The following is a 14,606-nucleotide window of genomic DNA, read 5'->3' as shown; positions in this document are numbered from 1 at the left end:
TCTACCTTATTCTATGAGAAAACAACTTACCCTTGCTTGCGCGCTGGCGTGCAGCATTGCTGCCAATGCCCAGAAGCTGACCGCCACCGAGCAAAAGATAATTGCCTCCGTCAAGCAGAATATGCCGCAGAGTGAGAAGCTGCTGGTGCAACTCGTCAACATCAACAGCGGCACCCTGAACCAGAAAGGCGTGCAAGAGGTGGGAGCTATACTGCGCAAAGAGTTTGATGCTATCGGCTTTAAAACCGAATGGGTAGCCATGCCCCCGGCTATGCAACGAGCAGGCCATTTGGTGGCGCAGCGCAAAGGCAAAAAAGGCAAGAAGCTTTTCCTGATCGGGCACCTCGACACAGTATTTGAATTGGACATGCCCTTCACCAAATACACGCAGCTCAACGACTCGACCGCTACCGGCCAAGGTCTCAACGACATGAAAGGCGGCGACGTAGTAATTCTAGCGGCTTTGCAGGCCTTGCAGCAAAACGGCCTGCTCGACAACACCACCATCACGGCCTATTTCACCGGCGACGAAGAGCGCAAAGGAGAAGGCGAAGCCAGCCGCGCCGACTTCATTGCCAAGGCGAAAGAATCGGATGTGGCGCTGGCTTTTGAGTCGGCGGCGGGGTTGCACTCGGTGGCAACGGCGCGGCGCGGCTCTAGTAGCTGGCAACTCAAAACGTATGGGCAGGCGGGCCACTCGTCTACCATCTTCAAGCCAAATGTGGGCTACGGCGCTATTTTCGAGGCGGCCCGCATCCTGAACGAGTTCCGGGAGAAGCTAAGCCAGGAACAGTACCTGACGTTCAATCCGGGTTTGATTGTGGGTGGCTCAGAGGTGAAGTATGAGGCAGCCAAAGCGCATGGCGAGGTAGCCGGCAAAACCAACATCATTTCGCCGGAAGTAGCAGTGGCTGGGGACTTACGGTTTCTCACCGAAAAGCAGAAGGAAGACGCTCGGGTGAAGATGCGCGAAATAGTGGCGCGCAGCCTCCCGAACACCCGCGCCGAAATATCCTTCACCGACAACCTGCCAGGAATGCCTCCCACCCCCGGCAACCAGAAATTAGCCGCACTCGCTGATCAAGTGAGCCGCGACCTAGGCTTTGGCCCCGTAACCGCTGGCGACCCAGGCTCCCGCGGCGCTGGCGACGTGTCGTTGGTGGCGCAGTACCTGGACTGCCTCGATGGGCTGGGGGCTTCGGGCAAAGGTGCCCACGCTCCCGGCGAAACTCTCAACACCAAGGAGTTTCCCTTGCTTGTGCAGCGTGCGGCCCTTATGATCTACCGGCTTACTCGCTAGAATAGAGCAGTTGTAGCATGGAGTGATACGGCTACTATGCACTGCTCTCAGCCTACTTATTAAGATGGATTAGCCTGTAGCGCCACGTGTTGCGCTACAGGCATTATGTGTAAAAGCAGCTGCGGGTATTCTTGCGCTATACCTGAACCGTATTGACTGGAAGCATTGCCGTCGAACTCCCTCACAGCGGCCTAAATCGGCTTGTTACCTTCAGCAAAGCTGTCCAAAACGCTCCCATTTTGAATCGACGGACGGTAAAACTGCCGGAAAAGGCGAGAAAAAAGGGGAAATCCGTCCTATTTTGAAATTAATTGATATTGAATATCACTAAAAAATAAATTCAGTGTTACTAGGCTATAGCGTTATCTATGAATGTGCTCAAAAAAAACAATGTACAAGTAATAGGTCAAGGGCAACAGACCCTCCTATTCGTGAATGGCTTTGGGTGTGACCAAAGCATTTGGCGCTACATTTTACCGCCTCTTTCCAAGCAATTCCGCCTAGTGCTTTTCGATCATATAGGTGCGGGGCAATCCGACGTATCGGCTTATGACCCCACCAAGTATGCTTCGCTGGACGGCTATGCGCAGGATGTGCTTGCAATTTGTAGGGAGCTAGAACTTACCGATGTCACGTTGGTAGGCCATTCGGTGGGTGCCATGATTGGGATGCTTGCCGCTATTGAAGAGCCCACTCGGTTTCAGCAACTGCTACTACTATGCCCTTCTCCCTGCTACTTCAACCAATCCGACTACTATGGTGGATTCGAGCGAGGGGATGTTGAGGCCATGCTGTCCTACATGGAGCAAGACTATGTAGGCTGGGCCGACTCTTTTGCTCCATTTCTGATGGGCACTCCTGACCGTCCTTCACTGGCGGCTGAGTTGGCTCACAGTTTCTGCCAAAATGATCCTTCTATTGCCAAGCAGTTTGCCCGCGTTACTTTCTTGTCGGATAACCGCCAGGATTTGCCGCATGTGCACACTCCGTGCTTGCTGGTACAGTGCGCTCAAGACCTTATTGCGCCACCGGAAGTAGGCGACTATTTGAAAACTGCCATTCCGGGAGCAACTCTTATCACTTTGCCGGTCAACGGACATTGCCCGCACGTAAGCGCCCCCCGCGAAACGCTGCAAGCCATTGAAGCTTTCCTGGAAATTTGAGTTGACTAGCTCTCTTATCCTATGCTTTCGGAGGCAGCTCTTCTTTTAGGATAACCTCGTCCAGTACTCCCGCGTCTAACCGGCTACCTCTTACCTAGCCCCTACCGACGCATGAGCCTCTGGGAAATTATCAAGCGCCTTTACCCGTACGTCCGGCCCTACCGGCCTCTTGTGCTTGGCACCTTGCTGCTGACGCTGGTAGGGTCGTTGGCGGCGCAGGTAAATCCCTTTGTGCTGCGCTACACGGTGGATACGGTGCAGGGCCTACTCAACGCCAACAAAGGTCTTATAGAAGGGGCCAACTTGCTGCTGCTGGTAAGTGGGCTGCTGCTGGGCAAGGAAATCATCAACACCTTCATCCAGTTCGGGCAGAAGTTCTACGGCGAGAAAATCCGCATCAACGTGTCGAGCACCCTCTCGCAGGATGCGGTGCGCAAGATTCTGAGCTACCAGCTTGGTTTCTACTCCGACAATGGCAACCAGACCGGCAAGCTCCAAACCCGCATTGATCGGGGCGTGGAAAGCCTCATGAAGCTAGTGCAGAACTTCTTTATCGACATTCTGCCGCTGTTTGCCAATGCCATTGTGGCGCTGGTCGTTATGTTTTCGGCCAACTTGTACGTGGGTTTGGTAGCGGTGTGCATTCTGCCACTGTACTTCTGGATCAGCTACCGGCAGGCCGACAAGCTGAACGGCACTCGTCGGGCCTTACGGGGCCTGCGCGAAGCCAAAAGCCAGGGCCTCGTCAACCTCATCGACTCGGCGGTGGTCATCAAGAGCTTTGTGCGCGAAGACTACGAGGAACTGAAGCAAGCGCAGGCGCAGCAAAACCTCCAGGAAGCTCAGCTCCAAACCCGCAAAACCAACTTTCTCTTCGACGGCCTCAAAACCTTCACCGAGCAGGTGGGCGTGGTGCTCATCATTATCCTGACGGCCTATCTGGTGCTCGACCGGCAGATTTCCATTGGGGCCATCATGTTCCACATCTTGCTCTTCAACAACGTGTCGGCACCTATCCGGCAGTTGCACCGCATTTATGATGAAATGAACGACGCCCTCACTTACTCTGAAGGCTTCTTCGACATCCTCGATGCCAAAGAAGCCGTGGAGCCCACGGGCCCGCTGCAACCCACTCACCTGCACGGCACCTTCGACATCTGCAACGTCGACTTTACCTACCCTAGCGGCACCCAGGCGCTGCACGACGTGTGCCTAACCATTGAAGCCGGCAAAACCACTGCCTTGGTGGGTCTGAGCGGGGCGGGCAAGAGCACCATCATCAACCTGCTCTGCAAGTTCTACGCCCCCGACCGTGGCAAAATGCTGCTCGACGGCAAGCCCCTAGCCGACTACGACACCCACACCCTACGCCAGCAAATTGGGCTGGTGCTCCAGAAAAACCACATCTTCAAAGGCACTATCGAGGAGAATATCCGCTACGGCCTGATGAATGCCAGCTTCGAGCAAGTGCAGCACGCTGCCAAGCAAGCTTACTTACACGAGCAGATCATGCAGTTACCCAAGCAGTACGAATCCGATGCGCAGCAGCTTTCGGGTGGGCAGCAGCAGCGTATTGCCATTGCGCGGCTGTTCCTCAAAAATCCGCCCATCATCTTCCTCGACGAGCCTACCGCCTCCCTCGACGCTATTGCCACCGAGCAAATCAAGAACTCGCTCGACGCCATCAAGCAGGGACGCACCGTCATCATCATCTCCCACAGCCTAGCCCAAATCGTGGATTCCGACTGCATCTACGTCATGAAGGAAGGGCGCATGGTGGAAAGCGGCACCCACGAGCAGCTCTACGACCAGCGCGGCACCTACCGCGAAATTTTCGACGCCTCTGCTCGCAGCCTCAACATCGAGAAACTAGCCCGCGTGCTGGTGGATGATGAAGACGAGGTAGGCGATACGGCGGCGTGAAGTAATTTTCGTGGCTTAACTGATGCACTATGGGATACGCAGCTATTGTTAGATGCAACTGCTACCGGGATGGTCTTACAACAGAGCCACCACACAAGGAATATGTGCAGGTAGATGAGGAAGGTGTATATATCAATCTTGATGAACTTGGCTTAACTAAGACTACACGCTTAGCGTGGTACTTAGAGTTTGATTCATGGCAAATGAAGGCTTGCATACATCCGGATATGCATTACGCTTACGAACACCTCCAGAACATATCTGGTATGGCCAATTTCCGTTCAACTCTAGCTAAATTGAATGCCCCACGCCGCTTTCAAGCGTTGAATCAATACTTACCTGTTGCCAACAGTGGTGCTTTGCCAATCGAGCACGCCGCTACAGCGCTGCAGGAAATTAATGCTCTTTCAATGGAATACATAATGGCATTTGAGTCAACCAAATTGGTGCAAGTTGGTATCCGTCACGCTTACATCCTGGATGCGCTGCGTAGAGTGCTAACTGCATCTTTAGAAACAAATAATCCAGTCATCTGGATATAGCGGCGTCAGATGCTAGATTTTGCCACACTGGCGCCAGTCTAACGTAGCATAATTCGTGACTAGCAACGACGATGAAGTTATACCTCATTTGCTGCACGAGCGGACTCCTATTCCCACCGTTCTTCATATTTTCTATAGCTAGCTTCATCCATCCATAGCGAACTTTGCAGGCTGCCTCGTTGTCCGATTCGGCCTGTACTCTTCTTGCTACTAGATGTTACGCTTTCCACACCTGCTTCTCCTGGTTCTGCTGCTACACACCAGCGCAACCACTGCTCAAAAGTCGCCCTTTACCGTTCGTACCCTCAGCTTACCGAAGGAAATAGCCGACCGCAACAATCAGTTTTCGGGGTTATATCTCCATAGAAATCAGTTGCTACTGCTCGCCGAGAGCCGCTTGCAGGAGCAGGCTGAGGCCAAAGTATACGCCTTGGACCTGGCTAGCATCTACGGCCAGTTGGCCCAGAAGTCGGCGGAGCTGACGTATAAGAAATACGTTATCCAAAACCTCGATAAGCTTAAGACCCGGATAGACAGCGCGGGCCAACACTACGAAGGGCTGGAAGCTCTGACCATGCTGGACAACGTGGTGTATTTCTCGATTGAAACGGCCACACTTTCGCCTTACTGCTACGTGGTTAAGGGCTCGATTGACGATGCGCAGGCCACCATCACCCTAGACGTGCGCTATCTGGTGGCAGTAGCCAAACCTACCCTCACCAACGGCACGCACATCTACAATGCGGGCTTTGAAGCTATGGCAAGCTACCGCAAAAGCCTGCTGTTGCTCTATGAATACAACTACTTCACGCACGACAACTACGCCCTCACCCTCCCCGATGCTGCCGCTACGCCCGACATTCCGAAGTATGTACCAATGGCGCGTCTGCCTTTCCGCGTAACAGACATGGTGCAAGAAGGCAAAAACCGCTTTACTGCTATCAACTACTTCTTTAGTGGCGCCGACGACAGCGTGTACCGCACCCCCGCCAACGACCCGAACACGCGGCTCATCCGGGAGGATAGCGGCTACCAGAACTACTGCCGACTTATCAGCGTGCACTACAAAGGCAACAAAATCAGTTGGAAGCCCTTATTCGAGTTGCCCAAAGAGTATATGACCTACAACTGGGAGGGACTAGCTGCTTACCGAGGTGGCTATTTTCTGATCAACGACAAGTATGGCCCTTCCAATCAGTCAACCTTGTTGTATCTTCAGAAGCGGTAAGTCGTTTTCCTACGGGCTATCAATAAGGAGGCTGAGGCGCAAGGACTTTGCCGCCAGTGTTTACTTTAGGGTATAGTTTACCTGACTATGCCTCATCTCTTACTTGTTGCGCTACTGCTACTCACCCGACTGGCTTATGGGCAGGCGGTACCGTATGGCAATAATCCCGCTGCCGGCAAGTATGCTACCGTGCGCGGTGTGAAGCTGTACTACGAAGCGTATGGTGCTGGTCCGCCCCTGCTGCTCTTGCATGGCAACGGCGGTAGCAGCAAAGAATTCGCCAAGACCATTCCCTATTTCGCCAAGCGCTACCGCGTAATTGCCATGGATAGCCGGGCGCACGGCAAATCGGTGGACCGCGCCGATTCGCTGAGCTTCGAGATGCTGGCCGATGACTGCGCCGCCCTACTCACCCACCTGCACCTCGATTCGGCCTACGTGCTTGGGTGGAGCGACGGCGGCATTACGGCGCTGCTGCTGGCATTGCGCCACCCCGAGAAAGTGAAACGGCTGGCTGCTACCGGCGCCAACCTCTGGCCCGATTCCACGGCCCTGATGCCGGAACTGTGGCAGCAAATGAAGCGTGGCTACCAGGAAGGCCGCACCCAAACCTTCACCGACCCGACTCGCAAAAACGACTGGAAAGTTTTCCTGCTCGACTGGCGGCATCCGCACATCCCGCTGACGGCACTGGCGCGCATCAAGGCTCCTGCCTTCATCATCGCCGGCGACCGAGACGTTATTCGGCCTGAGCATACGGTGGCCATTTACCAGAATCTACCTCGCGCTTGGCTCTGGCTTATTCCCAATAGTGGCCACGCTACCCTCCACGAACACGCCGACGAATTCAACCGCAAAACCGACGAATTTTTCCGGGCGCGCGCCATCTTGCCTCCTTCGCGCTAAGCTCCTGCTAATGCTGTGCACAAGCTGATTTGCGTGTCGACGGCGCAGGAGCACAACTAATATATTGCTACGCCGTTATTTGTAGCTTTGTCTCCTTGCGCGAGGCAGCCTAGGCCCTTTATCTGACACACCTAACATGATTGATTCGCTGCGGCGGGGAGACGGAAGCGTGTACCTGACCATAGAGTACGACCAAGACGAAAACTGGATACACGCCCGTTGGTATGGCCGCCAGACCCTGGGCACCGTAATGGACGGCGGCCTTACATATCTAGACTTGCTGCGGCAGACGCCTTGCCCCAAACTGCTCAACGACCACCGCGACCTTGTGGGCACCTTCACGGATGCCAACGACTGGATTCAACAGGTCTGGACGCCGCTTATTATCAAGGAAGGGCTTCGCTCTATTGGCCAGGTCGTGTCGCCTGACATTTTCGGCCAACTTTCCATCGAAGACTTGAAGTTTCGTATCAGCGACCAGCTCGATATCTACTTATTCGATAACCTGGAAGACACTCAGGCTTGGCTTCGGGCCCAGAAGTAGCCTTCAACTTTAACGCTACTGCTTCAAGGTGCAAAGCGGCAAAGCCATGCCAGGTATATTTCTGCATTTTCTTTTGCGACGCCCTACCCGAAAACGCTTGTGCGAAGTATTTTAGTGCTCGGCTAGCTTGTATCAGTGTGTAACTGCCTCGACACGGCACTGTAGGGCTAGCTGCTCTTCACCTGTGCGAAAAAGTATTGCCTGTGTTCCAGAAGTACAAGCTTGTCATCTTTGGGGCTTTAGCTATAGCGTATGGCTGCGCCCAGTTGCTGGCACTTACTTATTTCTCGAACACTGTACTAGACCAAATTCGCGCCCTTGAGCCGCAACCGGCTTCGGTGGTTCGGGGGCTCCCGCACGGCACTCCCGTGTTGGTGGAAGGCCGTATTAGTTCTGCCACGGCGCAGCGCTACGGCACGTTGGTAGCGTACGTTCGGAGCAGCGAATTGAAGTACTCCGACAAACAGGGAGCCGTTTGGGTAGAAGACGATTGGGTTACTCCTCCCCTATTACTCGACGTTGGTGGTGCCACCATACCTATTGAGGCGGGGTATATGATAGAGCGGTCCACCATCCAAAAGAACAGGAAAAAGGTTAACTACAAAGGGTTCGACCGGGGCTCTCAGGTATTTGCCGTCGGCGTTATTAGCCCAGCCGGGGCTGTCAGGGCGACTACCGTATACGGTGGTAAACGCGACGATTATCTGTTTACTAAAACCGGCGAGAAATGGGTCGGCTACTTTTCGAGCCTATTTCTTATAGCGCTCGGCACCGTGTTTATAGTCGTTAAACTAGTATTCGGCCGCCGTTGATACCACAGCTCCGGCGCGAAGGTTCAACGCAGATGGCGCGCTTCAGCGTCTGCTGTCTGAAGCATTGCCCTACCGCTGGTTTGCACGTAGTAAGCACATGGAAACCTACGTACTCGGCGACATACATGGCGCTTTCCGGGCCCTGGAGCAGGTGCTGGAGCGCAGCCCGTTTCGCCCGGGCATCGACCGTCTCGTCCACCTAGGCGACGTAGCCGACGGCTGGCCCGAAACCCCGCAATGCGTTGAGCGGCTACTTACCATTCCCAATAGCATCTGGCTGCAAGGCAACCACGACTGGTGGGCCGCCGAGTGGATGGCTACTTCGCTACCACAAACTCAGCTAAACCAAATTTGGTACCTGCAAGGCGGTAAAGCGACGTTCGACGCTTACTCGAAAGGCCCCAAAGAACAGATTCAACGGCATTTCCACTCTTTTTTTGGCAAGCAGCGGCCTTATTACGAAGACAGGGCCGGTAATCTTTACGTCCATGCCGGCTACGACCCAACCCTTCCTATTGCCGAGCAAGAACCGTACGAATTGATCTGGACGCGCACGCTGTGGCGTTATGGCCTGGAGGCTTCTGCGTACAAAGAATGCTTTATCGGCCATACTCCTACTTGGCCCCTAAGCAAAGTCCCGCTTCAACGCGCCAATGTCTGGAACGTTGACCAAGGTGCCGCTTACGGTGGCCGCTTGAGTTTGATGAACGTCCGCACCAAAGAGTTTGTACAGAGCGACGTGGTGCAGGAGCTCTATCCGGGCGTGAAAGGCCGTTAATGGTTAAGGTCCTCACGATACGGGCCTCCCTGCTATGACCCTGACTAGCATCGAGTAGCAAGCTAGTCTGCCGGCTGCAGCAATGGCAAGCCACGGTATGTCGTACAGTTGATGGCGATGGTAGGGTACTGCTAAAGGAGCCCTGATGGTGAATACCGGAGAGTTTTCGTCATTGACGAACAAGAAAGTATGAGGTTGTATTTGCTGACGCCCGCTAGCTTCTTACTCTTTTTACATCTTTGCGCAGGATTTGCAATATTGTTGTCAGGCAGTGATTGGCTGGCCCTTATCAGATTGCATCGTATCAACTATGACACAAGCTCTTTCCTCTCCTGCTCCACACACCGGCAGGCAAGCTCATTTGCAGCCCCTAGATGAAGGCACGGCTATTCCCCGTGTGATTCATCAGACGTTTATGTCGAAGAATTTGCCGCCCGAGCTACAGGAGAATGTCAACAACCTCAAGAAGTTGAACCCCGGTTGGGAGCACATCCTTCACGACGATGATGATATCAAGGCATTCATTACCGAAAACTACGGGCCTCGCATACTCAGTTATTATGAGCGCATAAATCCACGGTACGGCGCAGCCCGTGCCGATTTGTTTCGTTATCTGCTGCTCTACAAGCGCGGCGGCGTTTATCTGGACATCAAGAGTACGTGCACGCGCCCCCTCGACGAGGTATTACTGCCCGACGACCGGTACATTCTAGCGCATTGGCGAAACAAGCCCGGCGAATCGCACGAGGGCTTTGGCCTCTCGAAAGAAGTGGCACACCTGCCGGGTGGTGAATACCAGCAGTGGCACATTATTGCCGCCCCCGGCCACCCCTTTCTGAAAGCGGTGCTTGAAACGGTGCTTACCAACATCGACAACTACCGGCCGTGGCTCCATGGCACGGGCGGCATAGGTGTGCTCAGGCTGACTGGCCCGCTTGCTTACACACTTGCCATCAATCCGTTGCTGCCAACTGCTCCCCACCGATTAGTAGCCGACGAGTCGGTTGTGGGTCTTCAGTACAACATTTACAAGACCACTTCGCACCGAGCCGTCTACAAAACGAACTACTCTCTGCTGACCGAGTCCGTTATCCACATGAAGTGGATCGACAAGATACCAGCTCACTTGTACAGCATTGCCAAGAAAAGCAAACACCTGCTCTTCGGCAGATAACGCCTAGCGTCGGCACTGAAAGCATACAACAGCAAGGAATAAAAAGGCTGGCGTACTAGCTTGGGTTACGTAACCCAAGCTAGTACGCCAGCCTTTTTATTGCGCCCACAAAAGCGAAGCCTTGCCTATGCCGTGGTCGATTAGCGCAGAATAGACTCTAAAATCCGTTAACGGCCCGTTTTAGGCCCGTTTTGCTGTGGGTTATTGCTTACTGACTCTTTGCAATAAATGCCACTTATTGACATCCTTCACTTTCCGGAAGGTATTCAGAGAATCAAGGATTTTTTGATCACGAGCAGCAATATCACCTCTTACCAACAAGTAGTCTGACTTTGCAATCATTTCTCTCGGGCTCTCATTATAGTACATATACGCCTGATACGGCAATCCGCCGCTTGCCTTTCTTCTGATCATACCGAATCTGTAATCAATTATTCTAGTTGTGGAAATTCCCTTATCGCGCACTATGAAATAATTCTGAAAATGGTCGTATATCATCCTCCCTCTATAGTTAGGATCATAATTCATATACGATAATTTCTTCGTGTTATCTTTTGGCAACACCTCAGAGAAGCCTTTATTTTCCTGATCGAACTGGTAGAAATATTGACCCCACAGTATCAAATGCGCAAAAGCCACGAGAATAGCTGCATACGCAAAAACTCTATTATCTACCTGGGGCGCTTTGCAGGCAATAAATAGTAAGGCAAACAGCAGGATAGTAGAGAACCGCTCGTACAGTGGCTCTTGCCCCGGAATACGCTGAGGCAAAATAAAATAGCAAAAACAGCTTACAAGTAATAATATAAACACGTAGGCCATCTTCTCATCTATGGCAGGAAATAACCCTTGCTGCTGCGCATTATTTCTGTTAAAGAAATATTTATAAGCAATTATTATAAAGGGAACCAGGATTATAAAAGCTAGCAGCAGAGCAACTATTTTTCCAAGTGGGCCATTAAACAATTGCGCATTATCAGCCACAATAAACTTGGCTCTAATTAAAAAAGTCTGCAAGTACTCGTGCATGTAGTACTCTTTCATAAACGCTCCGGTCGACGTTTCTTCGGTTGTAAACCCTGCGCTATTCTCGGCTGATTTTTGAAGAACAAACCACCAATAGACAACTAGCAAGCCCAAAGGCACCAAAACAAAAGAATTCAGAACTAAGCCTATGAAGTTGGTCCTGTACCTATACAGCAGAAAGGACCCAACCATCATCATACAGAACAAGGCCACCATAGCGTGCGAAAAATACACGACTAGTAACAGCAAGGATATAAAAATCATATTCCTCACATACCTAGACTTGTTGCTAACAGCTCGCAGCCACAACCACAAAATAAGCAGCACCACATTATTAGCAATGGCGTTTCCGGTAAAGCCAAAAGTTAGGTTATAATTATAAACGAGTATAAAAGAGATAATAGCAAACCACCTATTGCCATTTAATTCCTTAATTATGAGCAGAACTAGTATTGGCAGCGTAACGACGAGAAGTAGGTGCAATATCTTGTTTGCAATTTCTACGTCAGGGAAAATAGGTAACGCAAAAAAGAATAAGTGAAACGTATTCGGGTAAAACTTATAGTTTAATGTATAATATTGATTAAATAAATTCGAAGCATCATTATAATATCTATAAATAACTCCTTCTGCTAAATGACTAGGTACATCGGCAAACGGAAAGAAATCAATACGCAAGACTAAAGCTGCATGAATACAAAGCAGAACAATAAAAAAAATCCAGAAGCTGTCTTTAAGTCTCAAAACGCAAGAATTTAATGTAAATAATGGGCAATTTTATTCGCGTACTAGTACCCGCGCCTTACAACGGAGTGTAGCAGGGGCGCTCAGTAGCACAAGTAAGAAGAGGACAGTTTTACTCCGGCATCGAGCACCAGGAAAAAGTAGATCAATTATCTACAGCAAGGGCATTTGCGCTATTTAGTATCCTTTCAGGATTCTATTCTTTTTCACTTGCTTAAGGCCTTGTGCACTAACCGCAGGTGATTTAGAGTAGCTACCAGCCCCCTGAAAGCAGGTGTACCGCTTATCAAGAGGAACTCTCTTAGGTAGAGGCAGCAAGGCATAGCAACGCCGCAATATACGTATTCCAATTAAAAATTGTATATATCCGTAAGATCATAAAATGTACAAGAACAGCACGCTTTCAAACCTGTCGGGCTAAGCTGCCTTATATTCCCGAAGCAGAGTACACCGACACATTGCTCAAAGAATAGCCGCCCTCCTTATCCTGTCCTAGTCTCACTGCGTCTTTTAGCACGCATTTAGCTGTTGGTACTTTCTCCGGCCGTTGCGCCAAACGCCTATTCGTGCCCATCCGAAGTTGGCCGAGACATTGGTATATTCGCTACATCAGAAAATCACCCACCTTGCTCTGACTCTGTTGCGCCAGCAGCCCTCAAGGACAGGCAAAAATCTAGTTACCATGCAAACGGAGGCCGACGTACTAATCATTGGGGCGGGCTTGGCAGGGCTGGTAGCAGCAACTGAGCTTGCTGATGCAGGCAAACGGGTAGTACTGCTCGATCAAGAACCCGAGCAAAATATGGGTGGTCAAGCGTTTTGGTCGTTCGGAGGGTTGTTCTTAGTTGATTCTCCCGAACAGCGGCGTCTCCGCATCCGCGACTCCTACGAGCTGGCTCTGCAGGACTGGTTTAGTACAGCAGGCTTCGACCGCACCGAGGACAAGTGGCCCCGGCGGTGGGCCGAAGCCTATGTAGGTTTTGCCGCAGGCGAAAAGCGTAGCTGGCTGCACCAGATGGGTGTCCGATTCTTTCCGGTGGTGGGCTGGGCCGAGCGGGGTGGCTACGGAGCTATGGGACCCGGCAACTCGGTGCCGCGTTTTCACGTGGCCTGGGGCACCGGCACGGGCGTAGTAGCGCCATTTGCTCACCGAGTGCGCGAGGCCGTAAAGCGTGGCTTAATCACGCTTAAGTTTCGCCACCGGGTTACGGAGCTAACGTCAACCAACGGCATAATCGACGGAGCACTCGGAGAAATACTAGAGCCAAGTTCCGTATTGCGGGGCGAGAAAAGCTCTCGGCTGGTAGTGTCCGACTTCGCGTTTCGTGCCCAGGCTGTTATCGTAACCTCCGGGGGCATTGGAGCCAACCACGACCTAGTACGCCAGAATTGGCCGGCCCGCTTGGGTAACCCACCGCAGCACATGCTCTCAGGCGTGCCCGACCATGTAGACGGCTTGATGCTCGGCATTAGTGAGGCGGCTGGCGCCAAATGCATCAACCAAGACCGGATGTGGCACTACACCGAGGGGGTTGACAATTGGAACCCTATCTGGAGTCGCCATGGCATCCGCATTCTACCAGGTCCTTCTTCGTTGTGGTTAGATGCTCGCGGCAACCGGTTGCCCGTGCCGTTGTTTCCAGGCTTCGACACCCTAGGTACGCTCCAGCACCTGCGCCAAACCGGCTACGACCATAGTTGGTTTGTCTTGACGCAGAAAATAATCCGCAAAGAATTTGCCCTCTCTGGCTCCGAGCAAAACCCCGACCTAACCAATAAAAGCTGGCGCCAGACCTTGCGCCGCGCGGTGGGCAAAGGAGCCCCGGCCCCCGTAGAAGCCTTCAAAAACAAGGGCGTTGACTTTGTAGTGGAAAAGAACTTGCCTGATTTGGTACGGGGCATGAATGCACTAACTCCCGAACCCCTACTCGACTTTCAGAAGCTGGAACAGGAAATAGTAGCGCGTGACCTGCAAATCGATAACTCCTTCAGCAAGGACTCGCAGATTACGGCCATCAGAGGAGCCCGCCAGTACCTAGGCGACAGGCTTATTCGGACAGCCAAACCCCACAAGCTGCTTGATCCGGCTATGGGGCCGCTGATTGCCGTCCGCCTACACATCCTCACTCGCAAGTCGCTGGGCGGGCTTGAGACTGACTTATCGGGCCGGGTATTGGGAGCCAATGGTGAACCGGTACCGGGACTCTACGCGGCCGGGGAAGTAGCAGGTTTTGGTGGTGGTGGCATGCACGGCTACCGAGCGCTGGAAGGCACCTTTCTTGGGGGCTGCCTCTTTTCAGGCCGCATAGCAGGACGCGCCGCTGCCCAGGCAGTACTCTAGAATTCTTAATGTACAGTACAGCCTTAAGCAAGCTGCATTTATCAAGCACCCCGAGCCTGCTTGGAACCCATACTAGCTTGCCGAAGCGGCTTGCTAACTAAGCAGGACTCAGAGTGGTTATTGGT

General features: G+C 52.4%; 12 protein-coding genes. 11 read left to right on the top strand and 1 reads right to left on the bottom strand.

Annotated features, from left to right (window positions below; all coding sequences use genetic code 11):
- The first annotated feature begins 13 nt into the window (after positions 1-13).
- The 10 genes from P1X16_RS02720 (at position 14) to P1X16_RS02675 (ending at position 10,370) form a co-directional block, all read left to right on the top strand.
- Complete coding sequence (locus tag P1X16_RS02720) at positions 14-1,300, top strand: M20/M25/M40 family metallo-hydrolase (RefSeq protein WP_277226142.1); 1,287 nt, start codon at positions 14-16, stop codon at positions 1,298-1,300.
- 368 nt (positions 1,301-1,668) lie between these two features.
- The gene (locus P1X16_RS02715; RefSeq protein WP_277226140.1) at positions 1,669-2,463 is read left to right on the top strand and encodes an alpha/beta hydrolase; all 795 of its coding nucleotides are present in this window, start codon (positions 1,669-1,671) and stop codon (positions 2,461-2,463) included.
- Positions 2,464-2,574: 111 nt separating this feature from the next.
- Positions 2,575-4,386, top strand: coding sequence for an ABC transporter ATP-binding protein (locus tag P1X16_RS02710; RefSeq protein ID WP_277226138.1), 1,812 nt, complete (start codon positions 2,575-2,577; stop codon positions 4,384-4,386).
- A gap of 29 nt (positions 4,387-4,415) precedes the next feature.
- Complete coding sequence (locus tag P1X16_RS02705) at positions 4,416-4,928, top strand: hypothetical protein (protein ID WP_277226136.1); 513 nt, start codon at positions 4,416-4,418, stop codon at positions 4,926-4,928.
- Positions 4,929-5,142: 214 nt separating this feature from the next.
- Positions 5,143-6,156 carry a hypothetical protein gene (locus tag P1X16_RS02700; RefSeq protein WP_277226134.1) on the top strand — a complete coding sequence of 338 codons (1,014 nt, stop codon included), beginning with the start codon at positions 5,143-5,145 and terminating at the stop codon, positions 6,154-6,156.
- A gap of 87 nt (positions 6,157-6,243) precedes the next feature.
- Positions 6,244-7,062 (top strand): alpha/beta hydrolase, encoded by an 819-nt coding sequence (locus P1X16_RS02695; protein WP_277226133.1) that lies wholly within the window; start codon positions 6,244-6,246, stop codon positions 7,060-7,062.
- A 136-nt stretch (positions 7,063-7,198) separates the two neighbouring features.
- Positions 7,199-7,606, top strand: a complete 408-nt coding sequence (locus tag P1X16_RS02690; RefSeq protein ID WP_277226132.1) for a hypothetical protein — start codon at positions 7,199-7,201, stop codon at positions 7,604-7,606.
- A gap of 203 nt (positions 7,607-7,809) precedes the next feature.
- Positions 7,810-8,418, top strand: coding sequence for a hypothetical protein (locus tag P1X16_RS02685; RefSeq protein ID WP_277226131.1), 609 nt, complete (start codon positions 7,810-7,812; stop codon positions 8,416-8,418).
- Between the two features lie 97 nt (positions 8,419-8,515).
- The gene (locus P1X16_RS02680) at positions 8,516-9,196 is read left to right on the top strand and encodes a metallophosphoesterase (RefSeq protein ID WP_277226129.1); all 681 of its coding nucleotides are present in this window, start codon (positions 8,516-8,518) and stop codon (positions 9,194-9,196) included.
- Between the two features lie 310 nt (positions 9,197-9,506).
- The gene (locus P1X16_RS02675; RefSeq protein WP_277226126.1) at positions 9,507-10,370 is read left to right on the top strand and encodes a glycosyltransferase; all 864 of its coding nucleotides are present in this window, start codon (positions 9,507-9,509) and stop codon (positions 10,368-10,370) included.
- 201 nt (positions 10,371-10,571) lie between these two features.
- Here the strand turns inward: P1X16_RS02675 and P1X16_RS02670 are convergent, their stop codons facing one another.
- Positions 10,572-12,140 carry a hypothetical protein gene (locus tag P1X16_RS02670; protein ID WP_277226124.1) on the bottom strand — a complete coding sequence of 523 codons (1,569 nt, stop codon included), beginning with the start codon at positions 12,138-12,140 and terminating at the stop codon, positions 10,572-10,574.
- Between the two features lie 682 nt (positions 12,141-12,822).
- Here P1X16_RS02670 and P1X16_RS02665 point away from each other — a divergent pair.
- The gene (locus tag P1X16_RS02665) at positions 12,823-14,481 is read left to right on the top strand and encodes an FAD-binding dehydrogenase (RefSeq protein ID WP_277226122.1); all 1,659 of its coding nucleotides are present in this window, start codon (positions 12,823-12,825) and stop codon (positions 14,479-14,481) included.
- Positions 14,482-14,606 lie beyond the last annotated feature (125 nt).

The organism is Hymenobacter sp. YC55 (genome assembly GCF_029433095.1).
GTDB lineage: Bacteria > Bacteroidota > Bacteroidia > Cytophagales > Hymenobacteraceae > Hymenobacter.
Note: the sequence above shows the minus strand (reverse complement) of the source record. Positions and strands in the feature narration are given on the sequence as shown.

Coding starts and splice junctions, on each gene's coding strand:
- P1X16_RS02720 (WP_277226142.1), top strand. CDS start 14: ATGAGAAAACAACTTACCCTTGCTTGCGCGCTGGCGTGCAGCATTGCT.
- P1X16_RS02715 (WP_277226140.1), top strand. CDS start 1,669: ATGAATGTGCTCAAAAAAAACAATGTACAAGTAATAGGTCAAGGGCAA.
- P1X16_RS02710 (WP_277226138.1), top strand. CDS start 2,575: ATGAGCCTCTGGGAAATTATCAAGCGCCTTTACCCGTACGTCCGGCCC.
- P1X16_RS02705 (WP_277226136.1), top strand. CDS start 4,416: ATGGGATACGCAGCTATTGTTAGATGCAACTGCTACCGGGATGGTCTT.
- P1X16_RS02700 (WP_277226134.1), top strand. CDS start 5,143: ATGTTACGCTTTCCACACCTGCTTCTCCTGGTTCTGCTGCTACACACC.
- P1X16_RS02695 (WP_277226133.1), top strand. CDS start 6,244: ATGCCTCATCTCTTACTTGTTGCGCTACTGCTACTCACCCGACTGGCT.
- P1X16_RS02690 (WP_277226132.1), top strand. CDS start 7,199: ATGATTGATTCGCTGCGGCGGGGAGACGGAAGCGTGTACCTGACCATA.
- P1X16_RS02680 (WP_277226129.1), top strand. CDS start 8,516: ATGGAAACCTACGTACTCGGCGACATACATGGCGCTTTCCGGGCCCTG.
- P1X16_RS02675 (WP_277226126.1), top strand. CDS start 9,507: ATGACACAAGCTCTTTCCTCTCCTGCTCCACACACCGGCAGGCAAGCT.
- P1X16_RS02665 (WP_277226122.1), top strand. CDS start 12,823: ATGCAAACGGAGGCCGACGTACTAATCATTGGGGCGGGCTTGGCAGGG.